A 23,500-nucleotide genomic window follows, 5' to 3' on the forward strand; every position below is an offset into this window, starting at 1 on the left:
ATCAGTCTGGGGTCCATGTGCAGGGAGCCGGTGACGCGGGCGCCGGCGAGGGGCTGGGCCTCGGCGTACTCCTTGCGGATCGCCATCAGGCCGGGCATCTCGTGCTCGGCGAGGGTGATCTCCTTGCGGCCGAACTCGGCCAGGGAGAGGTCGGCGACCTTGAAGTCCTGTCGGTTCTCGACAGTCGTCATTGCGAGCTGCTCCTCGGGGTGTGGGTCGAGGTGGGTAGGGCTGGTCTGCGCGGCGGCGGACACAGGGGTGCCCGAAGAGGACACAGGCATGCCCGCGTGCGCGCAGCGCAGTCCGTCGGAGGCCCTCTCTCCCTCGGTCGGTCCGTGTCGGGACCGCCCGACCGCCATCAGCAGCGACGTCTGGCTCCGTCCCAAGCTACACCGGTCGACCCGGCCGCCCTAGTCCGCCTCCGTACACATCGCGCCATCGCGGGCCGCTGTGGGGGTCCGGTGGACGGGGTGGGCGTGGGCCCGCAGGAGCGACAACAGGACACCTACGCAGGACGCGGGGAGGTCTGAAGAGCCGCGGTCGATACGCTCTGCCGCCGCGGGAGTTCCGCGTGGGGAGGGAGTGGCGATGGAGGCGAGCACGGCGCGCAGACTCATGGTGACGGCGTGGGTGGTGGGGCTGCTGGGGCTGGCGCTGGTGGTCGGGTCGCTGGTGTGGCTGCGGACGGGGTATGTGCTGTCCAGGGTGAACAGCGAGAGCATGACGCCGACGTACGCCGTCGGCGACCGGATCGTCGCCGAGCGCGTCGGCGGGGACGAGGTGAAGCCGGGCGATGTGGTGCTGTTCTCGGCGCCGGAGCGTTACGGCTCCGGCGTCAACTCCATGCAGCGCGTCATCGGCGTCGGTGGTGATCGCGTGGTGTGCTGCACGGACCAGGACACGCCTCAGGAGGCGATCACCGTCAATGGCAGGCCGTTGCGCGAGTCGTATGTGAAGGACGGTGTCGGGGACGGGCTGCACCGGTCGTACGACGTGACCGTGCCCGAGGGACGGATCTTCCTGCTCGGTGACCACCGGCAGAACTCGCGAGACTCGCGGGCTTTCCCCGACGACCACGGCGGAACGGTTCCCGTTGACGCCGTTCAGGGTCGGGTGATCGACAGTCATGCGGGGCCGCTGCTGCTCGGGGCCGCCGCGTTGATCGGGCTGGTGGTCGCGCTGCTCGGGCTCGCTCTCGCGATCGGGACCCGGGTCATGCGGCGGCGGCCTGCGGTGCAGACGGTGTTGTGGCCCGAGCATCTGTGACGCCAAGTCGTACGAAGACTCTGTGACGCCCACGTCCTACGACGAAGGGGTCCGCCGAACCACTCGGCGGACCCCTTCGTCATGACGGGTCGTCAGTGACCGGCGCTCTCCGGGGCCGGGCCGCCGGGCGTGGCCTCGCGGTCGGCGCCGCGGGCCGCCTCGGCATCGCTGTAGATGTCCGGCTCCAGGTAGATGACGCGGGCGATCGGGACCGCCGCGCGGATGCGGGCCTCGGCGGCGTCGATGGCCGTGGCGATCTCGGTGGCCGTGTCGTCGTGCGGGACGGCGATCTTGGCGGCGACGAGCAGCTCCTCGGGGCCGAGGTGCAGCGTGCGCATGTGGATGATGCCGGTGACGGTGTCGCCGTCGACGACCGCCGCCTCGATCTTCTTGACCTCCTCGACGCCCGCGGCCTCGCCGAGCAGCAGCGACTTGGTCTCGATGGCCAGGACGATCGCGATCAGGATGAGCAGCACACCGATGCAGAGGGTGCCGATGCCGTCCCAGACGCCGTCGCCGGTGGCGAGGGCGAGGCTCACACCACCGAGGGCCAGGACCAGACCGACCAGCGCGCCGAGGTCTTCCAGCAGGACGACGGGCAGCTCGGGCGCCTTGGCGTGGCGGACGAACTCGGTCCAGGACTTCTTGCCCCGCAGGACGTTGGATTCCTTGATGGCCGTCCGGAAGGAGAAGGTCTCGGCGATGATCGCGAAGACCAGGACGCCCACCGGCCAGTACCAGTGCTCGATCTCGTGCGGGTGCTTGATCTTCTCGTAGCCCTCGTAGAGGGCGAACATGCCGCCGACGGAGAAGAGGATGATCGAGACGAGGAAGGCGTAGATGTACCGCTCGCGGCCGTAGCCGAAGGGGTGTTGCGGGGTCGCCTCGCGCTGGGCCTTCTTGCCGCCGACGAGCAGCAGGGCCTGGTTGCCGGAGTCGGCCAGCGAGTGCACCGACTCGGCGAGCATCGAGGACGAGCCGCTGAACAGGAACGCCACGAACTTCGATGCCGCGATCGCGAGGTTGGCGGCGAGTGCCGCCACGATCGCCTTGGTACCGCCTGACGCGCTCATGTGCTCGCGTTGTCCCTTCGTACGCCGTCCCGGGCACGGCCCCTTGTGGCTTTGCCCGTCCTTTGCCGGTGGGCCATTGTTGCAGCCTTGCCCGGGGGCGGCGCGTCAGGCATCCACAACGCCGGTCATACGATCACAGTGGCGCGGAAGACCGTGCCCGTACCGGTCACCTCGGCCCTCTCGCCCGCCGGAACGAAGACCGACTGACCTGGGCTCAGCTCGTGCTCCCCCGCCCGGACGGAACCCGCTGTGCACAGGAGGATCTGCGCGGTGGCGCGGGTGAGGTCGTGGGTGACGGTGCCCTCGGGCAGCACGTACCGGGACAGCCGGAACTCGTCGATCGGCGTCTCGTAGACCTCCTCGCCGTCCGGGGACGCCTCCGGGCGCAGGACACCCGGGTCGGCGGCCTCGAAGTGGACGATGCGCAGGAGTTCGGGGACGTCCACGTGCTTGGGGGTCAGTCCGCAGCGCAGGACGTTGTCGGAGTTGGCCATGATCTCGACACCGAGGCCGCTGAGGTAGGCGTGCGGGATGCCGGCGCCGAGGAACAGGGCCTCGCCGGGCTGGAGCCGGACGTGGTTGAGCAGCATGGCGGCGATGACGCCGGGGTCGCCCGGGTAGTGGTGGGCGAGATCGGCGTACGGCGTGTACGCGCCGTCGAGGCGGGCGCAGGCAGCCGCGGCCTCGGTGACCGTGCGGGTCATCTCGTCCGGGTCGGCGGTGAGGATCGCGGTGAGCACCTCGCGCAGGGCCGCGTCCTCGGGGTGGGCGTGCAGCAGATCGACGTACGGCTTGAGCGAGTCGACGCCGAGGCCGTCGAGCAGATCGGCGGCCTGGACCGGGTCGCGGAAGCCGCACAGGCCGTCGAACTCGGTGAGGGCGCAGATCAGTTCGGGCTTGTGGTTGGCGTCCTTGTAGTTGCGGTGACCGGCGTCGATGGGGATGTGCCGGCGCTCTTCGCCGGCATAGCCCTCCTTCGCCTGCGCCAGGTCGGGGTGGACCTGGAGGGAGAGCGGGGCGCCGGCCGCGAGGATCTTCAGCAGGAAGGGCAGCCGCGGGCCGAACTTGGCCACGCACGCGTGCCCGAGTTCCTTCTCCGGGTCCGCGTCGATGACGTCGACCAGCGTGCCCCGGCCGGTGCGCGAGGGAGCGCCCGGGTGGGCGCCCATCCACATCTCCGCCTGCGGTTCGCCGGTCGGTTCGACCCCGAGCAGCTGGGGGATCGCGGTGGTGGAACCCCAGGCATAGGGGCGGATGGTGTTGTCGAGGCGGTCCATGCGGTTCTCTCTGCGTACGACGCGGGTTTCGCTCCGCGTACGACGGTCAGGGCGTCCTGGTCAGATCAGGCGCCCGAAGCGAGCGCCAGGTAAACGGCGGCGAAATCCGTGATGGCGATCAACTCCGCGAGGGTCTCCAGTTCGCCCCCGGCCTCAGGTTCCAGTTCGCTGATCGGCGTGTCGTGGCTGAGGGCCAGCTCACGGGCGGCGGGAGCGGCGCTGAGGCTGCCGCCGGGACGGTCCCGCAGCAGCACCACGCGCGCGTGCAACGCGGGGGCCTCCTCCACGCGGTCACGGAAGAAGTCGTCCGGGTCGGCGCTGGCGGCCAGCGGTCCCGCGAGCAGGGCGCTGTGCGCGGCGAGCGCCTCGGGGAGCTCGGCGACGACGCCGGGGTGTCCCGCGAGTTCGGCGAGGGCGGCGGCGAAGCGGCGGCCCGCGGGACCGGCCGAGGTGCCCTCGGTCCAGATCACCGGGAGGGCGTCGGCGAGCTCCGCGGCCAGGGTCTTGGCGGGGTTGCTGTACGTCGCGATGGCGGGCCCGCAGCTCTCGGCGATGTGGTCGAGACGGTCGGCGACCTTCTCCAGGGCGTCGGCCGGGGCGGCCAACAGGCCGATGCGGTCCAGCAGCGCGAGCAGCGGGGTGAGCAGCGCCCACAGCACGCCGGGGGCGGACGCGGCGAGGGGGGTGTCCTGCTCGTACGGCGCGGTCGCCATCGGCACGAACAGGCCGTGGGAGGCGTCGAGGGCCTCGGCGAGCGGGGTGCGGGGAGGGGCCACGGCCACGACGGTGCAGCCGCGGCGGTAGGCCTGCTCCGCCAGCAGGGACAGGCCCGGTTCGGTGCCGTCCGGGGTGGCGATCAGAAGCAGGTCCACGGAGCCGGCCCAGCCGGGGAGCTCCCAGCGCAGGGCGCCGGCGGCGGGGGCGACGCCCGCGGGGGCCAGCCGGGTGACCGGGCTGCCGGCGCCGGCGAGCGTGCCGAGGAGGTCGGCGACGCAGGTGGCGGCGGCGCCGGGGCCCGCGATGAGGACCGCGCGAGGGCGGCCGTCGGGTTTGAGCTCCTGCACGCCCGCCTCTGCCGCGTGCCGGGCGGCCGTGCGGACTCGGGCGCCGGCCTCGGCGGCGCCGCGGAGCAGGCCGCGGCGGTCGGCATCCGAGAGGGCCCCGGGGGTGTCGAGCAGCGATTCGTCGAGCACGGTCGGCAGCCTCCGATCGCCGGGGGGGTTGGCGGGGTTACGCGGGGCGGCGGGCCTCGTCGACGAGGAGGACCGGGATGCCGTCGCGGACGGGGTACGCCAGGCCGCAGTCCTGGCCTGTGCAGATCAGCTCCGCCTCCTGCTCCTTGAGGGGAGCGTGGCAGGCCGGGCAGGCGAGGATCTCCAGGAGACCGGCTTCGAGCGGCATGGGGGTCCCTTCGGGGGCGGGTGGGTGTCGCGGATGTGCCTGGTCAGGTTACCGCCGGGGTGGGTGGCTTGGGGGGTGGAGGGGGTCGGCGTTGTGTTGGTCCGCCCCCGCCAGGAGGTCGTGGCTGCGCCCACCCCGGCCGTACCCGTCAGGCCCGGATGATCCCCAGCACCTCGTCCCGCACCTTCGTCATCGTCTCCTCGTCCCGTGCCTCCGCGTTCAGCCGCAGCAGCGGTTCCGTGTTGGAGGGGCGGACGTTGAACCACCAGTCGGCGGACGAGACGGTGAGGCCGTCGAGGTCGTCCAGGGTGACGTCCTCGCGGGTGCCGTACGCCTCGCGGATCGCCAGGAGGCGGTCGGCCTGGTCGGCGACCGTGGAGTTGATCTCGCCCGAGCCCACGTAACGGTCGTACTGGGCGACCAGCGCCGAGAGCGGGCCCTCCTGGCCGCCCAGCGCCGCTAGGACGTGCAGCGCGGCCAGCATGCCCGTGTCCGCGTTCCAGAAGTCGGCGAAGTAGTAGTGCGCGGAGTGCTCGCCGCCGAAGATCGCGCCGGACTTCGCCATCTCGGCCTTGATGAAGGAGTGGCCCACGCGCGTGCGGACCGGTGTGCCGCCGTTCTCCTTCACCACCTCGGGGACGGACCATGACGTGATCAGGTTGTGGATGATCGTGCCCTTGCCGCCGTTGCGGGCCAGTTCGCGCGAGGCGACCAGGGCCGTGATGGCGGACGGGGAGACCGGGTCGCCCTGCGCGTCGACGACGAAGCAGCGGTCGGCGTCGCCGTCGAAGGCGATGCCGAGGTCGGCGGACTCCTCGCGGACGCGCTTTTGGAGGTCGACGAGGTTCGCCGGGTCGAGCGGGTTCGCCTCGTGGTTGGGGAAGGTGCCGTCCAGCTCGAAGTACATCGGCACGAGGTCCAGCGGGAGGCCCGCGAAGACGGTGGGCACGGTGTGGCCGCCCATGCCGTTGCCCGCGTCGACCACGACCTTCAGGGGGCGGATGGAGGTCAGGTCCACGAGCGAGCGGAGGTGGGCCGCGTAATCCTCCAACGTGTCCCTACGCGTGATCGTTCCCGTCGTCGCCGCCGGTTCCGGGGCGCCCGACTCGCTCCACCGCTCGACCAGTTCGCGGATCTCGGTCAGGCCCGTGTCCTGGCCGACAGGGGCAGCGCCCGCGCGGCACATCTTGATGCCGTTGTACTGGGCCGGGTTGTGCGAGGCCGTGAACATCGCGCCCGGAAGGTCCAGCGCACCGGAGGCGTAGTAGAGCTGGTCCGTCGAGCACAGGCCGATCTCGGTGACGTCGACGCCCTGCGCGGCCGCCCCGCGCGCGAAGGCCGCCGCAAGTCCGGGGGACGAGGGTCGCATGTCGTGCCCGGTCACGATCGCGTCCGCGCCGGTCACCCGGGCGAAGGCCGCCCCGAACAGCTCGGCGAGCGACTCGTCCCACTGGTCGGGCACGACTCCGCGCACGTCGTACGCCTTCACGAGCTGTGACAGATCAGCAGCCACGGCCAACCTTCCTGAAAGTCCCATCGGTCTGCACAAAGTACCCGTACGGACCGACACCGCGCTGTGCGATCCCTGAGTGGACCCTCAGCCGTAACCTCAGGTCAGGGCAGCATCCATTCCAGGACCGGCGAGCTCTGACCGACCACAATCAGACACATCACCATCAACAGGGCAATGCTCCACGGCAGTACCTTGCGCAGCAGATCGCCCTCCCGGCCGGACAGGCCCACGGCCGCACACGCGATGGTCAGGTTCTGCGGCGAGATCATCTTGCCGAGGACACCGCCGGAACTGTTCGCGGCGGCCAGCAGCTCGGGCGACAGGCCCGACTCGCGGGCGGCGGTGACCTGGAGGGCGCCGAAGAGCGCGTTGGCCGAGGTGTCGGACCCGGAGACGGCAACGCCGAACCAGCCCAGCACGGGCGACAGGAAGGCCAGCCCCGCCCCGGCCGCCGCGACGAAGTGACCGATGGTCGCGGCCTGTCCGGAGAGGTTCATGACGTAGGCGAGCGCCAGCACACTCGTCACCGTCAGGATGGCGAACCGCAGTTCGTACACGGTCGCCGCCCACTCCTTGACCGCCACGCGCGCGTGCACGCCGAGAACGACCGCCGTGCACACCCCCGCGAGCAGCACGAGCGTGCCGCCGGTCGACACGATCGGCCAGGTGAACACATTCCCGCCGACCGCCTCCCCGTCCGCGTCGACGACGTCCAGGAAGGGCCAGTCGTACGTCTGCGTCGCCTCGGCCAGCCAGTCCTTGACCGCAGGGATCTGCGCCACGGAGAAGATCGCGACGATCAGCGCGTACGGCGAGTAGGCCCGTACGACCTCCGCGCGCGGGTCGGCCTCGTCGAGCTCCTCGCTGCGCACACCGGTCAGCACGGCTGCCCGCACCGGCTCTTCGGCGGGCCTGCGCGCCTGCGGTACGGCGACCAGGGCGCCCGCGCCGGCCAAGGCGGCGCCGATGTCGGCGAGTTGGGCGGAGACGTAGTTCGAGGCGGCGAACTGGGCGACGGCGAAGGCGGCTCCGCACACCAGGGCGGGCGCCCAGGTCTCGCGCAGTCCGCGCCGCCCGTCGACCAGCCAGACCAGCACGAGCGGCACCACCAGGGCGAGCAGCGGCGTCTGACGGCCCACCACGGAGGCGACGTCGTCCAGCGGCAGACCGGTGACTTGAGCGAGCGTCACGACGGGGGTGCCCATCGCACCGAAGGCGACCGGCGCGGTGTTGGCGACCAGCGCGACCACCGCCGCGCGCACCGGATCGAAGCCCAGCGCCACGAGCATGACCGAGCAGATCGCGACGGGTGCGCCGAATCCGGCGAGCGCCTCCAGCAGGGCGCCGAAACAGAAGGCGACGACCAGGGCCTGGATACGGGGGTCGTCGGACAGCCGCCCGAACGAGCGGCGCAGGATGTCGAAGTGCCGGGTGCGGACCGTCATCCGGTACACCCACAGGGCGTTGACGACGATCCACAGGATGGGGAAGAGCCCGAACACGGCTCCCTGGGCGGCGCTGGAGAGCGTCTGGTCGAGTGGCATGCCGTAGGCGAGCCAGGCGACCAGCGCGGCCGCCAGCAGGCCCGTCAGGCCCGCCAGATGGGCCTTCATACGGACGCCGCCGAGCAGCACGAGGACGATCACAAGGGGCAGGCTCGCCACGAGGGCGGACAGACCGAGCGAGCCGGCGACGGGTTCCAGTTCCTGGACGTACACGGGCGCCTCCCCGGGAGCCACGGATTCCGTCATACGGAAAGCGATTTCTCACTTCGGGCTGAGACGGATGGTCGTGTCCGCGACAAGGCCACGTCAATGGTCGTGCGTCATTCAATGGAACGCGCACTCAAAGAACTGCCGGAAAGGGTGACTCGGCGTCAGTTGTCCGGGGAACGCAGCACCCTGAGGTGGCCGCGGCGCGCGACCTCCATCGGGTCCGCCGCGCGCGCCCCGCCACCGGCCCCCGCAGCACGCTCCTGCGGACGGGCCGCCTCGCGGACGGCGTTGGCAAGCGCTTCCAGGTCGTCGCCGCTGGGGCGGGCCGGAGCGGAGCCGTCGAGGAGTCGTACGACCTCCCACCCGCGCGGGGCGGTCAGGCGCTCGGAGTGCTCGGCGCACAGGTCGTAGCAGTGGGGTTCGGCGTAGGTCGCGAGCGGGCCGAGGACCGCGGTCGAGTCGGCGTAGACGTACGTCAGCGTCGCGACGGCGGGACGGCCGCAAGCGGTGCGCGAACAGCGACGTACAGGGCTCACGACGTTGGACGGTACCGCACTCTTGAGCGGGCCGCGACGACTCTCCACCAGGTCACTCCACCGTGTCGCGCTGTGAAACGCCCCACACACCCCATCTGACGCACCTCTCTGACCTGCGAGAACGTCGAATTTCGACCGGTCGGACAGGAGGGGATCCGGTCAACACTCGGTACAAACCACATCAATTGCCTTGAGATCGTCGGTCTGGGAGAGATACGGAATCGAGCCCAACCTTGGCTGGAATGGTCATCCGGCGACATGGGGTGCGGGGCGGGTGGACGGCGGGCCTGGTGCCGTGTGGGGCGGGGCGCGCGGTCACGGCGAGGACTACGCTTCACCAGTGATGGACAACCCCGTACCGCCCCGTGCCGCCGGCCCCGGGCCCCGCCGTCGTGATCGCCATGGCCGGGGCATGCGTGGGCCGATCGCGCCGCCGCAGGTGCCGCTGGCGGCGAGCCGTGCCGAAGCGTTCGCCGACCTTGTGCAGGACTCCGTGGAGCGCCTTGAGCGACGGTGGCCGCAGCTGGCCGACATCGACTTCCTGGTCCTCGAAGTGCCGCCCCTGAACGGCGCCGGGCAGGCCTGGAACGACGAGGCCGTGCCGCTGGGCGGGTCCATCACGGCGCGCGAGGGGCGGCCGGCGCGGGTGGTCATCTATCGGCGGCCCGTGGAGATCCGCACCAAGGGACGGGACGAGCGGGCCGCACTGGTGCACGAGGTGGTCGTCGAGCAGGTGGCCGAGCTGTTGGGGCTCACTCCCGAGACGGTGGATCCTCGGTACGGGGAGGACTGAGCCGGGGCTCGGCCTACTTCTGCAGGACCGACAGATCCTGCTCCGCCTCCGGTACCTCCACCATCCCCCGGTCGTCCGGGAGGGTCTGGATCGTGAAGGCTGGGACCTCTCCCTGGGAGGAGGTCAGGGTGCGGGAGCCGTAGACCGGGCCGCCCGAGATCGTTTCCACCGTCACCGCGTATGTGCCCTTCAGGCCGCTCGGGGTCGGGAGGTCGATGTTCTGTGTCGTGCCCTTCTTGATCGTGTACGTCTGTGAGGCCTCCGTGCCGCCTTCGGTACCCGCCGAGGCCGTGACCTTCACCTTCGCCGTGCTGGCCGGAGCTGTCAGGGACAGAGTCGTGCCCTTTGCCGTGTTCTCCGCCGAGGTCGCGCGCGTGCCCACCGGCCTGGTGGCCGGGATGAACGCCGTCTCCTGGTCGGCGCCCTTGCCGCGGATCACCCGGAGCGCCGCCACCACCGGGACCGAGCGGTCCGTGGGGGTCAGGACCACCGAGCCCGCCTCGCCGCGCGTGATGTCACCGAGGTCGACCGCGGACGTCATGCCCGATTTCACGTGCAGGGTCTCGTTGCCCGCCGGGGTGATCAGGCCGGACGGGGAGGCCAGCTGGAGCTTCAGGTCGGCGTCGGAGCCGCCGGGGGTGAAGGCGATCAGGCGTACCGCCGTGGCGTCCTTGGGTATGCCGGGCAGGACCAGGCTGCCCGTGGGGTCCGTGGAGGCGGCCAGCCAGTCGCCGCCGAGCTTGTCGTCCAGGGCCTGCACCGCCGCGCCGACGCGCCCGCTGCGGACGCTGACGTGCACGGTGAGGTTGGTCTGCTTCTCGTCGATGAGCGTGGACAGCAGGACCGGCTCGGTGGAGTGCGGCTGGACCGTGATGCCGTCCGGGATGGTGGTCTCCAGGGAGCCGTCTTTGCCGTACAGCTCGATGTCGACCACGGCCGCGGAGTCGTCCGGGTTGGTCAGGTGCACATAGTCCGTGCGGTCGGTCGCCGTGCCGGCGCCCGGGAACCAGAACTCCGTGTCCGGCGCGGTGCAGTTGACGCCCTGGAGACCGCGTCCGGTGCCGGCGGTGACCTCCGTGGTCTGCTGGACGGTCCAGCCGGGCGCGAACTTCCCGTCGGCGGTGCCGACGAGCGCGGGCGAGTCGGCCCCGGAGGCGTCCCCGGTGACCGGCTTGCCCGGCTCCTTGGGCTCCAGGACCGGCTTCTCGTCCGTCTTCTCGTCCGTCTTCTCGTCCGTCTTCTCGTCCGTCTTCTCGTCGCTCTTCTCCGGCGACTGCCCGGCCGCGGCGCTGAGTTCGGCCTTGCCGTCGCTGCCGGTGCCCTTCGTGACGGGCGTGAAGGAGGTGTACGCCGTCTCCGCGAGGTCGGAGGTACTGGGCGACGGGCAGAGCAGGCTCGTGCGCTCCACGGGCAGCACGGCCGCCGCCTGGGCACTGTCCTTGCCGGACGCCTCCGGGGCGCTCAGGGCGGCGTACCCGGTGACGGCGGCGAGCGCGGTCACACCGGCGAGCAGGGAGAGGGTCGTGCGGTTCACTGCTGGCTCCCGTCGGGACGCTCGACTCCGTGCTGCGGGGGCTGCTGCGCCGGGTCGTAGCCGGTGTCGTAACCCTGCTGGTACGTCTGGTCGTACGCGCTCTGGTCGTACGTGCCCTGCTGAGGCTGTCCGCCGTAGCCGTACGGGTCGTACTGGCCGGCCTGGTACGGATCCGCCTGGTAGGCCTGGTCGTAGCCGCCCTGCGGGTACGCCTGGCCGTTCTGGTACTGCTCGCCGTAGCCGCCGTACTCGGGGGCGCCCGCGTAGTTCGGGGTGTCGTACTCGCCGTAGGGCTGCTGCTGCGGGACCGGGACGGGGGGCGCCTCCTGGGGAGGAGACGGGAACTCGTTGGGGCGGCCCTGTTCCTCGGCCTCCGCCTGGGCGCGCAGTCGGCGGGCGCGGCGGCCCTCGCCGGATGCGGCCTGCGCCGGGATGGCCTGCTCCTCGGGGAGGTCGTCGTCGACGTCGCGGCGGCGGCCGGGCAGGGCGAGGACGACGAGGACGACGGCGAGGAAGCCCTGGACCCACAGCCAGGCGGTGTGGCCTATCGGGTCCTCGAAGGTGACGTCCAGCTTGCCGCCGGAGGCGGGCAGTTCGAAGCCCTGCGCCCAGCCGTCGACCGTGGTGCGGGTCAGCGGCTTGCCGTCCAGGGTGGCCGTCCAGCCCGCGTCGGCTGTGTCGGCCAGTCGCAGGGTGCGGCCGTCGGAGCCCTCCGGGATCGTGGTGTGGATCTCGACGGGCCCTGCGGCGACCGGCTGCGGCTTGCCGGAGTCGGTGACGATCGTGGCGCGGGCGACGTCCTGGTCGACCCGCCACAGCGCGCTGCCGTTCTGCTCGCTGAGCCGGCTCAGACCGGGCGTGGCGTCCAGCACGCGCGTGACCTCGCGCGGCGCGCCCTGGTGGACGAGGACATAGGCCACGGCGAACTTGCCGAGCTGGTCGGCCTGGTCGGCGCCGGAGCCGGCGACGAGGTTGGCGACGATCTTGTCGAGGCCGCTGTTCTCGCCGTCGGACGCGGCGAGTTCGCCGTCGCCGAGACGGGCACCGGAGCCACGGACCAGCATGTAGCCCACGTGGGCCGCGGAGTCGCTGTCGAGGACGAGGGTGCGGGTCTGGTCGCGGTTGCCGCTCTCCTCGGCGACGAACGCGGGCACCTGTACCGGGTCGCGCCGCTCCACCGGTCCGTCGGCGCCGCCGATCATCCAGCCGACGGCGACGAGCAGCGGCCCCACGGCGGCCGCGAGGGCAATCAGCGCGGCCACCGGCTGGCGCCAGCCGAAGCTCTGCTCGGCCACGCGTGCGCGTGCCCCGTCGGCGCCGAGCACGGCGGCGGCCAGCAGGGCGATGCCGTAGACGAGGGTGGCGGGGCCGGCCCAGGCGGAGTCGTTGGACAGGACCGCGAAGACCAGGCCCACCAGGGCCACCGCCCAGGCCGTCCAGATTCCGAGCTGACGCTGCGAGCGCAGCAGGGCGGCCAGCGCGACCAGCACGACGCCGATCAGCATCAGCCCGCTGACCGTGCCGGGCCCGCCGGGGCTGGCGCCGAGCAGGTCGAGGGCGGAGGCGGCCGAGGAGCCGTACTCCAGACCGGCCTCGTCGAAGAAGCCGAACGGGAGCAGGGTCAGCGACCAGGGTGCGAGGACCAGCAGGGGGGTGCCGAGCTGGGCCAGGAAGCGCGGGCCGTAGGCGGTGATGTCGGTGCGGCGCACGGCCAGCAGGGCCACGCCGAGCAGCAGCGCGATCGGCCACACGATCGGCGTGAAGGCTGTGGTGATCGTCAGCAGCAGGGCGTACGCCCAGGTGGCGCGCCAACTGCCGCGCGTGCCGGAGGTGTTCGCGAGGCCGCTGGCGGCGACGCCCGCGCGGGCGATGAGCGGCAGCAGGACGGCCAGGACGGCGGTGCCGATCCGGCCTCCGGCGAGGGCGCCGGTCGCGGCGGGCAGGAAGGCGTAGACGACGGCCGCCCACGCGCGCAGCAGGCGCGACTCGACGAGCGGGCGGGAGGCGAAGTAGGCGGTGAGCCCGGCCAGCGGCACCGAGCAGACGAGCAGGACGGTCACCGCGAGTCCGGTGGAGCCGAACAGCACGGAGGCCAGCATCGCCACGATCGCCAGGTACGGGGGCGCGGACGCGGTGCCGCCGGCGCCGACCGGGTGCCAGGAGTCGAGGTAGTGCGACCACAGTTCCGCGGAGTCGGCCGGGGCGGGCAGCAGGGCGCCGCCCGCGAGAGCGCCGCTGCCGAGCAGTGCGCGGCAGGCGGCCAGCGAGACGAGCAGCAGCACCAGGAAGAGCACCGGGCCCGGCTTGCGGGCGATGCGCTTGAGGCGGCCGAACTGCTCGATCTCCAGGAAGTCCGCGTCGTCGCCGCCGGGTCCGGACTCGATGCCGCCGCCGTGCCGTCCGGCGCCGGAGGTGGCCTCGGGGTCGGAGCTGCCGAAGAACTCGCCCGCGGCCTGCTCCACGGTGGCCCGCACGGTCGCCCCGGGCGGCGGGAACAGCGGCCGAAGCTCGCCCTTGTCGACGACCGGGCGGCCCCGGCTGCGCCGCCCGGCGATGATCCGCTCGGGTCGCAGCAGCACGCCCAGCAGACCGCGGATCTCGTCCACGGCCTGTCCGGGCACCTTGCCGACGAGATAGGCGACGGTCCGCAGCAGGGTGCCGAGAACCAGGCGCAGCAGCACCCAGAGCAGTGTGGCCGAGCGGGTGTTGACGAGGAGGGTGTAGACGGCGCCGGCCTTGTCGACCTTGTGCGGGGAGGCCGTGGTGCGGCCCGCGCAGTCGACGGCGCGGCGCTCGCGGGAGGCCGCCTCGGCATGTCGTACGACCGCCTCGGGGGCGACGAGGACGCGGTGGCCGGCCGCCTGGGCGCGCCAGCACAGGTCGACGTCGTCACGCATCAGGGGCAGTCGGCGGTCGAAGCCGCCGAGCTGTTCGAAGACGTCGCGGCGGATCAGCATGCCGGCGGTGGACACGGAGAGCACGGACCGGACGTGGTCGTGCTGGCCCTGGTCCTGTTCGCGGCGGTCCAGGCCGGTCCAGCGGCGGCCGGAGTGGGCGATGGAGACGCCGACCTCCAGCAGCTGCCGCTTGTCGTACCAGCCGCGCAGCTTGGGTCCGACGACGGCGACGTCGTCGCGGCCGAGCTCCAGCTCGTTCTCCACGACTCTCAGCAGCTGGGCCAGGGCGTCGGGTTCGGGGGCGCAGTCGTCGTGCAGCAGCCACAGCCACTGGACCGGCTCGCCGTGCGGGAGTTCCGGCATGTCGTAGGCGTCGTCGCGCCACGTGCGCGTGACCGGGTCCCAGCCGCTCGGCCGCTTCAGGTACGGCAGCTCGTCGGGGGTGAGGACCGGCGCGGTGCGGGCGGCCTCCTCGACGGCCTGGCCGAAGCCGGTGCGCCGGGCGAGGTGCAGGACGCGGTCGGGGCCGAGGGCGTCGGTGACCAGCTGGGCGGAGGCGTCGGCGCTGCCGGTGTCGGCGGCCATGGCGGACTGCACCGGGCGCTCCTGGCCGAGCAGCCCGGCGAGCGCGTCAGGGAGCCAGCGGGCGCCGTCATGGGAGACGAGGACCGCGGTCACCACATGACGCGGGAACTCTGGTGTGGCGGACGCTTCTTGATGCGCCGCCGTGTGGCTGTGCACGGACATCGAGGTACGGGCCCCGGTTCGGTGGACTGCGGTGGACGCCTGTGCCCCGAGGGGACAGCGGGGCGTCTCGGACGAGCGACCACACTATCGGCTGGGCATGACAGCGGCCCGCCGCCTGTGGATAACCCACCTGCGACGGGCCGTACGTGACGTATACGTGCGGATGTGAGCCGTTTCGTCAGACGGCGGCCTTCTTCAGCCGGCGGCGTTCCCGTTCGGACAGGCCGCCCCAGATGCCGAAGCGTTCGTCGTTGGCGAGGGCGTATTCGAGGCACTCGGAGCGGACCTCACAGGCGAGGCAGACCTTCTTGGCCTCGCGGGTGGAGCCGCCCTTCTCGGGGAAGAAGGACTCGGGGTCGGTCTGGGCGCACAGCGCGCGCTCCTGCCAGCCGAGTTCCTCGTCCGCGTCGTCGACCAGCAGTTGCTGCACCAGCTCGGTCATGTGCGCCCCTCGTCTGTCTTTCGCGTCCCCGTGATGTAGCCGTTACCGATTTCGGCTGAACGACACGAGTGAAATTACAAGTGTGCTGCTCCGGGCGAGTCAAGCCGAGATCTGCTATTGGGCCCCTTATTCACTCTGCGGAACCAAGGCCTAGCAGAAAGTGTTCAAATCGGCATAAACCTTGACACGCAGACGAGACCCGGGAGGGCCTCCGGCTCGTCAGGGCCTGATACGGAAAAGGACGCCCAAGAGTTCGATCTCGTTCCGACGCGCGCGTCGAAGCGAACCGGATCACAGTCGGATCACGGGACGGCAACGAGGCTTGTGCGCCCGGTTGAGCGCCATGTGTCCCAGGTGTCCCCTGAACAAACCTTTCGCCAGCCAGATGAACCGGATGAGGTGAAACATGTCCCACATACCGGGCGTCAAGTTGACAGTGAAGGTGTGAACCGCTGTCCTTGAGGGCATGCTCGCGAACTTGGCGCTCACCTCGACCCGCACCGCCGGGTCCCTCGGTGCTGCCCACGCTCGCTGTAGCTGTTGTTGCTGTCCCAGCTGTTGAGCCACCCCCGCTCCAGCTGCAGGCCGGGTCCCGTCCCCTGCGACTCGGTTTCTCGTTCCCCTCTGACCTTCTTTCACTGAGGAACCACCCCACCCCATGAACAGCGACAGCGACCTCCAGATCGCCGGCGACATCCTCGAAGTCCCGCACCTCCTCCAGCCTCCGCGTGAGCACCCGGCCACCGTCGCCGAGTTCGTCGGCCTGGCCCGCTCCATCGCCGCCGACCGGTCCCGGTGGGAGCACCTCGTCCAGTACGACGCCACCTCCCGGTGGTACCACCGGCTGCGTACCGGGCCCGGCTACGAGGTCTGGTTGCTGTCCTGGGTGCCCGGACAGGGCAGCGGTCTGCACGACCACGGCCCCTCCTCCGGCGTACTGACCGTCCTGGAGGGCACTCTGACCGAGCGCACGGATCGCGGCACGCGCGCGTTGGCGCCGGGCGCGCAGCGGGTGTTCGCGCCGGGCTATGTGCACGAGGTGGTCAATGACGCGCTGGAGCCCGCGGTCAGCCTGCACGTCTACTACCCGGGCCTGACCGAGATGCCGATGCACACCCGGTGCGCGGCGGAGGCCGCCCGGGTCTCGTGACCGACTGACGCGTTGTCGGACCCGCCTGCCATGCTTGCTTCCATGCGCATTGTGGTTCTGGCAGGCGGCATCGGCGGTGCCCGGTTCCTGCGCGGTCTGAAGCAGGCCGCGCCGGACGCGGACATCACCGTGATCGGCAACACCGGCGACGACATCCACCTCTTCGGACTGAAGGTCTGCCCGGACCTCGACACGGTGATGTACACCCTCGGCGGCGGCATCAACGAGGAGCAGGGCTGGGGGCGGGCCGACGAGACCTTCCATCTCAAGGAGGAGCTCGCGGCGTACGGCGTGGGGCCCGAGTGGTTCGGGCTCGGCGACCGGGACTTCGCCACGCACATCGTCCGGACCCAGATGATCGGCGCCGGATATCCGCTGAGCGCGGTCACCGAGGCGCTGTGCGACCGGTGGAAGCCCGGGGTGCGGCTCATCCCGATGACCGACGACCGCGTGGAGACCCATGTCGCCGTCACTGTGCCCAATAGCGGCTCCGCCGCGGGGTCCGGCGAGCGCAAGGCGATCCACTTCCAGGAGTACTGGGTACGGCTGCGGGCCTCCGTCCCCGCCGAGGCGGTCGTGCCCGTCGGCGCCGAGCAGGCGAAGCCCGCGCCGGGCGTCCTCGAAGCCATCGCCGAGGCGGACGTCGTCCTGTTCCCGCCGTCCAACCCCGTGGTCTCCGTCGGCACGATCCTCGCCGTACCCGGCATCCGCGAGGCCATCGCCGACGCCGGGGTGCCGGTGGTGGGCCTGTCCCCCATCGTCGGGGACGCGCCCGTGCGCGGGATGGCCGACAAGGTGCTCGCGGCGGTCGGCGTGGAGTCGACGGCCGCGGCGGTCGCCGAGCACTACGGCTCGGGGCTGCTCGACGGCTGGCTCGTGGACACCGTGGACGCCGGCTCCGTGGAGCGGATCGAGGCGGCCGGCATCCGCTGCCGGGCCGTACCGCTGATGATGACCGACCTCGACGCGACCGCGCGGATGGCCCGTGAGGCGCTGGTGCTGGCCGAGGAGGTGCGGGGGGCTTGAGCGAGGTGTCCTACCGGGTCTGGGCCGTGCCCCGGATCCCCGAGGTCTCGGCGGGCGACGACCTCGCCAAGCTGATCGCGGCCGCGGAGCCTGAGCTGGCCGACGGTGACGTGCTGCTCGTCACCTCCAAGATCGTGTCCAAGGCGGAGGGCCGGGTCGTGCGGGCGGCCGACCGGGAGGCCGCGATCGACGCCGAGACCGTGCGCGTCGTGGCCCGGCGCGGCACCCTGCGGATCGTCGAGAACCGGCAGGGCCTGGTCATGGCCGCGGCCGGCGTCGACGCCTCCAACACCCCTTCCGGGACGGTGCTGTTGCTGCCCGAGGACCCGGACGCGTCCGCGCGCGCGATACGGGACGGGCTGCGCGACGCCCTCGGCGTCGATGTCGGCGTGATCGTCACCGACACCTTCGGGCGACCCTGGCGCTCCGGGCTCACGGACGTGGCGATCGGCGCCGCCGGAGTGCGGGTGCTCGACGACTTGCGCGGAGGCACGGACGCGTACGGCAATCCGCTCAGCGCGACCGTCGTCGCGACCGCGGACGAGCTGGCCGCGGCGGGTGACCTGGTGAAGGGCAAGGCCGCCGGGCTGCCCGTCGCCGTGGTGCGAGGGCTGCCGCATGTGGTGGCCGAGGACGACGGCGAGGGGGCGCGGGCCATGGTGCGCGGCGGGCGCGACGACATGTTCCGGCTGGGGACCTCGGAGGCGGTGCGTCTCGCGGTCACCCAGCGCCGTACGGTCCGGGACTTCACCGACGAGCCCGTCGACCCCGGGGCGGTACGGCGGGCGGTCGCCGCGGCCGTGACGGCGCCGGCGCCGCATCACACGACGCCGTGGCGGTTCGTGCTGCTGGAGTCCGAGGAGTCGCGGATCCGGCTGCTCGACGCGATGCGGGACGCGTGGATCGCGGATCTGCGGCGGGACGGCAAGAGCGAGGAGTCAATAGCCAAGCGGGTGCGGCGGGGGAACGTCCTGCGCAACGCCCCGTATCTGGTGGTGCCGTGTCTCGTCATGGACGGATCGCACACGTACGGCGATCCGCGCCGGGACGCCGCCGAGCGGGAGATGTTCGTGGTGGCCGCCGGTGCCGGAGTGCAGAACTTCCTTGTGGCGCTGGCCGGGGAGCGGCTCGGGTCGGCATGGGTCTCCTCGACGATGTTCTGCCGCGAGGTCGTGCGGGACGTGCTGGGGCTGCCTGAGGAGTGGGACCCCATGGGAGCCGTGGCCGTCGGGCATCCCGCGGAGGAGCCTCGGCCTCGGCCCGAGCGGGACGCGGGGACTTTCATCGAGGTGCGATGACGTACGGCGGCTTCGGCCTACCCTCGTAGGGCTTCCCTTCTCTCCCCAGGACCTCATTCGTGGCTGGACGTTTCGCTCCTCGGCCCACGCGTACGACCGTGCGCGGGGGGCATGTCGGTGTGCCTGCCGGGGTGCCTCGGCAGGCGCCCGTGGCGGGGCGGGTGCGGACGTATGTGCCTCAGGGGCCGCTCGATCTGGGGCTTGTTCTCGGGCCGTTGCGACGCGGGCCTGGGGATCCCACGTTCCGGGCGATGCCGGACGGATCGGTGTGGCGGGCCAGTCGTACTCCCCTTGGGCCCGGAACCTTGCGGATCGCCATGCAGGGGGCGGCGGTTCGGGCGGAGGCGTGGGGGCCGGGGGCCGAGTGGCTGCTGGAGCAGGTGCCGGAGTTGCTCGGGGCCGCGGATGATCCTGAGGCGTTCGAGCCTCGGCATCGGGTGGTGGCGCTTGCCCGGCATCGGCGGCCGGGGTTGCGGCTGACTCGGACCGGGCTGGTGCTGGAGTCGTTGATTCCGTCGATTCTTGAGCAGAAGGTCACGACCGATGAGGCTTATCGGGCGTGGCGGTTGTTGGTACGGCAGTACGGGTCGCCGGCGCCTGGGCCCGCGCCCGGGCGGATGTGTGTGATGCCGGATGCGCGGACGTGGGCGTTGATTCCGTCCTGGGAGTGGCATCGGGCGGGGGTCGACAACAAGCGGGCGTCGACGATTTTGCGGGCTGTGCGGGTTGCTGCGCGGCTGGAGCAGGCGGTGGGGTTCACGCCGGAGGATGCGCGGGCGCGGTTGGAGGTTGTGCCGGGGGTGGGGCCTTGGACCTCCGCGGAAGTGGTGCAGCGTAGTCATGGGGCGGCGGATGCGGTGACCGTGGGGGATCTGCATCTGCCGGGGATCGTGGGGTTCGCGCTGGCGGGGGATCGGGATGCGGATGATGCGGTGATGTTGTCGCTGCTGGAGCCGTATGCCGGGCAGCGGCATCGGGCGGCGCGGTTGATTCTGCTGAGCGGGAGGGTGCCGGCGCGGCGGGCGCCGCGGATGCCTCGGGGGGATATCGGGCGGTTGTGATGTGGTGCGGGGGCGGACTGTTTTCGCCCCCGCCGTCCCTACCCGTCCCTCCCCCAGTGGGAGTCCCCCTCTGGGGGCTGCGCCCCCAGACCCCCGTTTCGGCCCTGAAGAGGCCTCGTCCTCAAACTCCCCCAGACGGGCTGAAATGCGGCGCCTGGCAGCGCCCTCGGTTTACTGGTCCGGTGAGAAGCGGAGTGCCCTCGCTGGGATTTGGGCGTCGCACCAGACTCGGGCGCCGTCTGTCAGTTCGTTGTCGGGGCCGATTATGGCGCCGTCGCCGATCACCGTGCCGGTGAGGATGGAGCGTTCGCCCACTCGGGCCTTCGTGCCTATGAGGGAGTCCGTGATGACCGCGCCGGGTTCGATGACCGCGCCGGGGAGGATCGTGCTGCCGAAGACTCGGGCGCCCTCCGCCACGAAGGCTCCCTCGCCGACCACCGTGCCGCCCGCCAGTTTCGCGTCCGGGGCGACCCTGGCCGTGGGGAGGACGAGGCGGTCGCCGCAGCGGCCGGGGACCGCGGGGGACGGGGCCCGGCCCAGGACCAGGTCCGCGGAGCCTCGTACGAAGGCCGCCGGCGTGCCCAGGTCCAGCCAGTACGTGGAGTCGACCATGCCCTGGAGGTGCGCTCCCGCGGAGAGGAGGTCGGGGAAGGTCTCGCGTTCGACGGATACCGGGCGGCCTGTGGGGATCGTGTCTATGACCGAGCGGCGGAAGACGTAGGCGCCCGCGTTGATCTGGTCCGTGACGATCTCTTCGGGGGTTTGCGGCTTCTCCAGGAAGGCCGTCACCCGGCCGGTCTCGTCCGTGGGGACCAGGCCGTACGCCCTGGGATCCGTCACCTTCGTCAGATGCAGGGAGACATCCGCCTCCGTGCGCTGGTGGGTGTCCACCAACGCCCTGATGTCCAGGCCCGTCAGGATGTCGCCGTTGAAGATCAGGACCGGGTCGTCGGGGGCGGAGTGCAGGCGCGAGGCGACGTTGCGGATGGCGCCGCCCGTGCCGAGGGGCTCCTCCTCGGTGACGTACTCGATGTGCAGGCCCAGTGAGGCGCCGTCGCCGAAGTAGGGCTCGAAGACCTCGGCCAGATAGGACGTGGCCAGGACGATGTGGTCGACGCCCGCCGCTCTCGCTCTCGCGAGCTGGTGGGTGAGGAAGGGGACCCCGGCCGCCCGGACCATGGGCTTGGGCGTGTGCACGGTGAGGGGACGCAGCCGTGTGCCCTTGCCGCCGACCAGGAGGATCGCTTCTGTCACCTGTTGTCTCCGCTTCCTGCCGGGACCGGCCGAACTGTCTTTCGGCCGGTCAGTGTATGCAGACCGTTGTGTGCAGACCGTGTGTGGTGCCCTCGACGGCAGTGCGGCGTTCGTCATTGATCCGCCTTTCCCCCGATGGCGGTGAATGTGTTCTTCCGGCGTCAGCGACGGCCCTCAGCGGCCCTGGAGTTCGGCCGCCGTCGTCCGGGTCGTGCCGAGCTTGCGGTAGAGCTGCAAGCCCGGGCACTCCGTGGCGAAGCCGTCGCGGTGGCCGGAGATTACATTCAGTCGTACGTTCCTACCTTTTGCGTAGAGATTGCCACCTCCGGACTTCAGGTATGTCTTTCCGCGCGGATTGGCGCCGAAGAGACCGAGTTTCCAGGCCGTGAGCCGTGCCACGGCCTTCACGGCGGCGCCGGACGGCTTGCTGCTGGCGTGGCTGCCGAGGAGGGCGATCCCCATGCTGTGCGTGTTGAAACCCAGAGTGTGGGCACCCAGGACCGGCTTGGCCACGCCACCGGCGCGGCCCTCGTAGATGTTTCCGCACTTGTCGACGATGAAGTTGTAGCCGATGTCCCGCCAGCCCATGCTCAACACGTGGTAGCGGTAGATACCGCGAATGACGGAGGGCGCCTGCGAGCACTTGTATCCGTTGCCGGACGCCGTGTGGTGCACGAAGGCCGCCTTCACCTTCTTCGTGTAGACGAATTTCTTCTCCCGCCAGCTCTCGTTCGCGCCCCAGCCACGGCGGGTGACGATGCGGGGGCGGGGGCCGATGTACGGCTTCGCCCTCTGTTCCTCCGTCAGTTCGGTGCCGCGGAGGGTGAACAGTTCGTGGCGCGTCTGGTCGGGGGTGAGGGCCGGGATCTCCATCACGCCCATCGGGGCGAGTTCGGTGTTGGCGGCGGAGGCCGCCGCCGTTTCGGCGGTCATGGTGTTGGCGGGGGCGTCGTGGGGGGCCGCCACCGCCTGGATGGCCGGGCGGGTGGTCGGGAGGAGCGGCTCCGCCGTCCGGCCCGGGTCGACCAGTTCGAGGCGCAGGCCTGTCGGGAGTGGGGTGGCGTACGGGCCTTGGGCCTGGTCCACTCTGACTCGTACCTCCACGGCGTCCGAGTCGCCGACCCACAGGGGGGCGGTGGAGCCGCGGACCCGGCCCGAGGTGCGTTCCGCGGTGTCCGGGTCGGCCGCGTGTTCGGCGTTGTGGGTCTCGATGTCCTGCCAGTCGGACCAGGTGCCGGTGGCCGTGGCGCGGGTGCGGACCCGGACCCAGCCGTGCAGTTCCGTGTCGGGGTCGTCCCAGACGACGCCCACGAGGGAGAAGCGGTGCACGCCCCTGCGGGACACGCCTTGGTCGGGGACGGTGGGGGTGCTGGGGGTCGCTCTTGTGGTGGGGAGCGTTGTCAGGGGGAGGGACTCGGTGTGGCCCGGGGTCGATCTCTCGGTGGGTCTCGTGGCCGCTTCCGCCGTCGGCGCGGGTCTGGTGATCGCCGCGGCGGCGGTTGGGGTCAGCGGCAGGACGAGAGCGGCCGCGCAGGTGACACCGATCGAGGAAGCAAGTAATCCACGCATGCCCCTGATGTTGGACATAGTCATACATATCTGTCCATCGGGGATTTGACGGGGCGTCGGGGTCGCGTTCGGCCGAATCGGTGGTGGGTGTGTGGGGTGCGGGAGGCGGGGCACGCGTACGCTAACGCGGGTGAATGCCACCGATCGCACCCCTGCCGACCTGCTGCGTTCCGCGCTTGCCGCGGATCCTGGGCGTCCTCTGGTGACCTTCTACGACGATGCCACCGGGGAGCGTGTCGAATTGTCCGTGGCCACCTTCGCCAATTGGGTGGCCAAGACCGCGAACCTTCTCCAAGGGGATCTTGGTGCCGGGCCCGGGGACCGGGTGGCCCTGCTGCTGCCCGCGCACTGGCAGACGGCGGTGTGGCTGCTGGCCTGTTCGTCCGTGGGGGTCGTCGCGGATGTGGGCGGCGCGGATGTGGCCGCGGCCGATGTCGTGGTGAGCGGGCCGGACACGCTGGATGTGGCGCGGGGCTGTGGTGGGGAGCGGGTGGCCTTGGCGCTACGGCCGCTTGGTGGGCGTTTTCCGCAGCTGCCGGCCGGGTTTGTGGATTACGCGGTGGAGGTGCCGGGGCAGGGGGATCGGTTTGTGCCGTTCTCTCCGGTGGATCCCGAGGAGGCGGCGTTGATTGTCGCCGGGCGGGAGTTCACGGGGGCGGAGGTTGTGGAGCGGGCGCGGGACGAGGCCACGGGGTTGGGGTTGACCGGGCCCGGGTCTCGGATTCTGTCGGGGTTGGGGTACGACACGTGGGAGGGGTTGAACGCGGGGTTGTACGGCGCGTTGGCCACTGGCGGGTCGGTGGTGTTGTGCCGTCATCTCTCGACGTTGGGCGAGGAGGCTTTGGCCAAGCGGATCGAGAGTGAGCGGGTCACTGCTGTGGCGCGGTGACTCCGTCGGGGTGCGGCACGGTTTTCCTCGCCCCCGCCGCCCCTACCCGTCCCATCCCC

Annotated in this window: 20 protein-coding genes; 7 read left to right on the plus strand and 13 right to left on the minus strand. The window is 71.4% G+C overall.

Annotated features, from left to right (window positions below; all coding sequences use genetic code 11):
- A partial coding sequence (locus H4N64_RS40865; protein ID WP_186287696.1) for an adenosylhomocysteinase occupies nucleotides 1-191 on the minus strand: 191 nt, incomplete at its 3' end.
- 397 nt (nucleotides 192-588) lie between these two features.
- On the opposite strand from H4N64_RS40865, the gene lepB reads away from it, so the two are divergent.
- On the plus strand, nucleotides 589-1,266 hold the full coding sequence (gene lepB, locus H4N64_RS40870) for a signal peptidase I (protein WP_186287697.1): 678 nt from the start codon (nucleotides 589-591) through the stop codon (nucleotides 1,264-1,266).
- A gap of 92 nt (nucleotides 1,267-1,358) precedes the next feature.
- Here the strand turns inward: lepB and H4N64_RS40875 are convergent, their stop codons facing one another.
- The 7 genes from H4N64_RS40875 to H4N64_RS40905 form a co-directional block, all read right to left on the minus strand.
- Nucleotides 1,359-2,339: a cation diffusion facilitator family transporter gene (locus tag H4N64_RS40875; RefSeq protein WP_186287698.1), complete on the minus strand. Its 981-nt coding sequence runs from the start codon at nucleotides 2,337-2,339 to the stop codon at nucleotides 1,359-1,361.
- A gap of 125 nt (nucleotides 2,340-2,464) precedes the next feature.
- Entirely contained in the window at nucleotides 2,465-3,616 is a 1,152-nt protein-coding gene (gene manA / locus H4N64_RS40880; protein ID WP_186287699.1) for a mannose-6-phosphate isomerase, class I, read from the minus strand.
- A 65-nt stretch (nucleotides 3,617-3,681) separates the two neighbouring features.
- Nucleotides 3,682-4,809: an SIS domain-containing protein gene (locus H4N64_RS40885; protein ID WP_186287700.1), complete on the minus strand. Its 1,128-nt coding sequence runs from the start codon at nucleotides 4,807-4,809 to the stop codon at nucleotides 3,682-3,684.
- A gap of 37 nt (nucleotides 4,810-4,846) precedes the next feature.
- Nucleotides 4,847-5,017, minus strand: a complete 171-nt coding sequence (locus tag H4N64_RS40890; protein WP_015659983.1) for a Trm112 family protein — start codon at nucleotides 5,015-5,017, stop codon at nucleotides 4,847-4,849.
- Nucleotides 5,018-5,165: 148 nt separating this feature from the next.
- Nucleotides 5,166-6,530, minus strand: coding sequence for a phosphomannomutase/phosphoglucomutase (locus tag H4N64_RS40895; protein ID WP_186287701.1), 1,365 nt, complete (start codon nucleotides 6,528-6,530; stop codon nucleotides 5,166-5,168).
- 101 nt (nucleotides 6,531-6,631) lie between these two features.
- Nucleotides 6,632-8,248, minus strand: a complete 1,617-nt coding sequence (locus H4N64_RS40900; protein WP_186287712.1) for a lactate permease LctP family transporter — start codon at nucleotides 8,246-8,248, stop codon at nucleotides 6,632-6,634.
- A 158-nt stretch (nucleotides 8,249-8,406) separates the two neighbouring features.
- Nucleotides 8,407-8,829 carry a DUF3499 family protein gene (locus tag H4N64_RS40905; protein WP_186287702.1) on the minus strand — a complete coding sequence of 141 codons (423 nt, stop codon included), beginning with the start codon at nucleotides 8,827-8,829 and terminating at the stop codon, nucleotides 8,407-8,409.
- Nucleotides 8,830-9,124: 295 nt separating this feature from the next.
- Here H4N64_RS40905 and H4N64_RS40910 point away from each other — a divergent pair, with 295 nt between their 5' ends.
- Nucleotides 9,125-9,574 (plus strand): metallopeptidase family protein, encoded by a 450-nt coding sequence (locus tag H4N64_RS40910; protein WP_186287713.1) that lies wholly within the window; start codon nucleotides 9,125-9,127, stop codon nucleotides 9,572-9,574.
- 13 nt (nucleotides 9,575-9,587) lie between these two features.
- Here H4N64_RS40910 and H4N64_RS40915 read toward each other — a convergent pair whose 3' ends face one another.
- The 3 genes from H4N64_RS40915 to H4N64_RS40925 all read right to left on the minus strand — a co-directional run bounded on the left by H4N64_RS40915 (nucleotide 9,588) and on the right by H4N64_RS40925 (nucleotide 15,194).
- A complete protein-coding gene (locus tag H4N64_RS40915) occupies nucleotides 9,588-11,108 on the minus strand; it encodes a DUF5719 family protein (protein WP_186287703.1) in 1,521 nt (506 codons plus the stop codon).
- Nucleotides 11,105-14,752, minus strand: coding sequence for a glycosyltransferase family 2 protein (locus tag H4N64_RS40920; RefSeq protein WP_186287704.1), 3,648 nt, complete (start codon nucleotides 14,750-14,752; stop codon nucleotides 11,105-11,107). The genes H4N64_RS40915 and H4N64_RS40920 overlap by 4 nt, the downstream gene beginning before the upstream one ends.
- A 178-nt stretch (nucleotides 14,753-14,930) precedes the next feature.
- On the minus strand, nucleotides 14,931-15,194 hold the full coding sequence (locus tag H4N64_RS40925) for a WhiB family transcriptional regulator (protein ID WP_003975777.1): 264 nt from the start codon (nucleotides 15,192-15,194) through the stop codon (nucleotides 14,931-14,933).
- Nucleotides 15,195-15,852: 658 nt separating this feature from the next.
- Here H4N64_RS40925 and H4N64_RS40930 point away from each other — a divergent pair.
- Genes H4N64_RS40930 through H4N64_RS40945 form a run of 4 tightly spaced genes read left to right on the plus strand, consistent with a single transcriptional unit; the run spans nucleotide 15,853 to nucleotide 19,729 of the window.
- A complete protein-coding gene (locus H4N64_RS40930; RefSeq protein WP_186287705.1) occupies nucleotides 15,853-16,344 on the plus strand; it encodes a cysteine dioxygenase in 492 nt (163 codons plus the stop codon).
- A 42-nt stretch (nucleotides 16,345-16,386) separates the two neighbouring features.
- Complete coding sequence (gene cofD, locus H4N64_RS40935) at nucleotides 16,387-17,370, plus strand: 2-phospho-L-lactate transferase (RefSeq protein WP_186287706.1); 984 nt, start codon at nucleotides 16,387-16,389, stop codon at nucleotides 17,368-17,370.
- Nucleotides 17,367-18,668 carry a coenzyme F420-0:L-glutamate ligase gene (locus H4N64_RS40940; protein WP_186287707.1) on the plus strand — a complete coding sequence of 434 codons (1,302 nt, stop codon included), beginning with the start codon at nucleotides 17,367-17,369 and terminating at the stop codon, nucleotides 18,666-18,668. The genes cofD and H4N64_RS40940 overlap by 4 nt, the downstream gene beginning before the upstream one ends.
- Before the next feature lie 59 nt (nucleotides 18,669-18,727).
- The gene (locus tag H4N64_RS40945; protein ID WP_186287708.1) at nucleotides 18,728-19,729 is read left to right on the plus strand and encodes a DNA glycosylase family protein; all 1,002 of its coding nucleotides are present in this window, start codon (nucleotides 18,728-18,730) and stop codon (nucleotides 19,727-19,729) included.
- 171 nt (nucleotides 19,730-19,900) lie between these two features.
- Here H4N64_RS40945 and manB read toward each other — a convergent pair whose 3' ends face one another.
- Together manB and H4N64_RS40955 are read right to left on the minus strand one after the other, a co-directional pair.
- Nucleotides 19,901-20,983, minus strand: coding sequence for a mannose-1-phosphate guanylyltransferase (gene manB, locus H4N64_RS40950; RefSeq protein ID WP_186287709.1), 1,083 nt, complete (start codon nucleotides 20,981-20,983; stop codon nucleotides 19,901-19,903).
- A 174-nt stretch (nucleotides 20,984-21,157) separates the two neighbouring features.
- Nucleotides 21,158-22,552 (minus strand): peptidoglycan recognition protein family protein, encoded by a 1,395-nt coding sequence (locus tag H4N64_RS40955; RefSeq protein WP_186287710.1) that lies wholly within the window; start codon nucleotides 22,550-22,552, stop codon nucleotides 21,158-21,160.
- Nucleotides 22,553-22,682: 130 nt separating this feature from the next.
- Here H4N64_RS40955 and H4N64_RS40960 point away from each other — a divergent pair, with 130 nt between their 5' ends.
- Entirely contained in the window at nucleotides 22,683-23,441 is a 759-nt protein-coding gene (locus tag H4N64_RS40960) for a TIGR03089 family protein (RefSeq protein ID WP_186287711.1), read from the plus strand.
- Nucleotides 23,442-23,500: the final 59 nt, after the last annotated feature.

The sequence above is a fragment of the Streptomyces cupreus genome, assembly GCF_014257025.1.
GTDB classification, from domain to species: domain Bacteria; phylum Actinomycetota; class Actinomycetes; order Streptomycetales; family Streptomycetaceae; genus Streptomyces; species Streptomyces cupreus.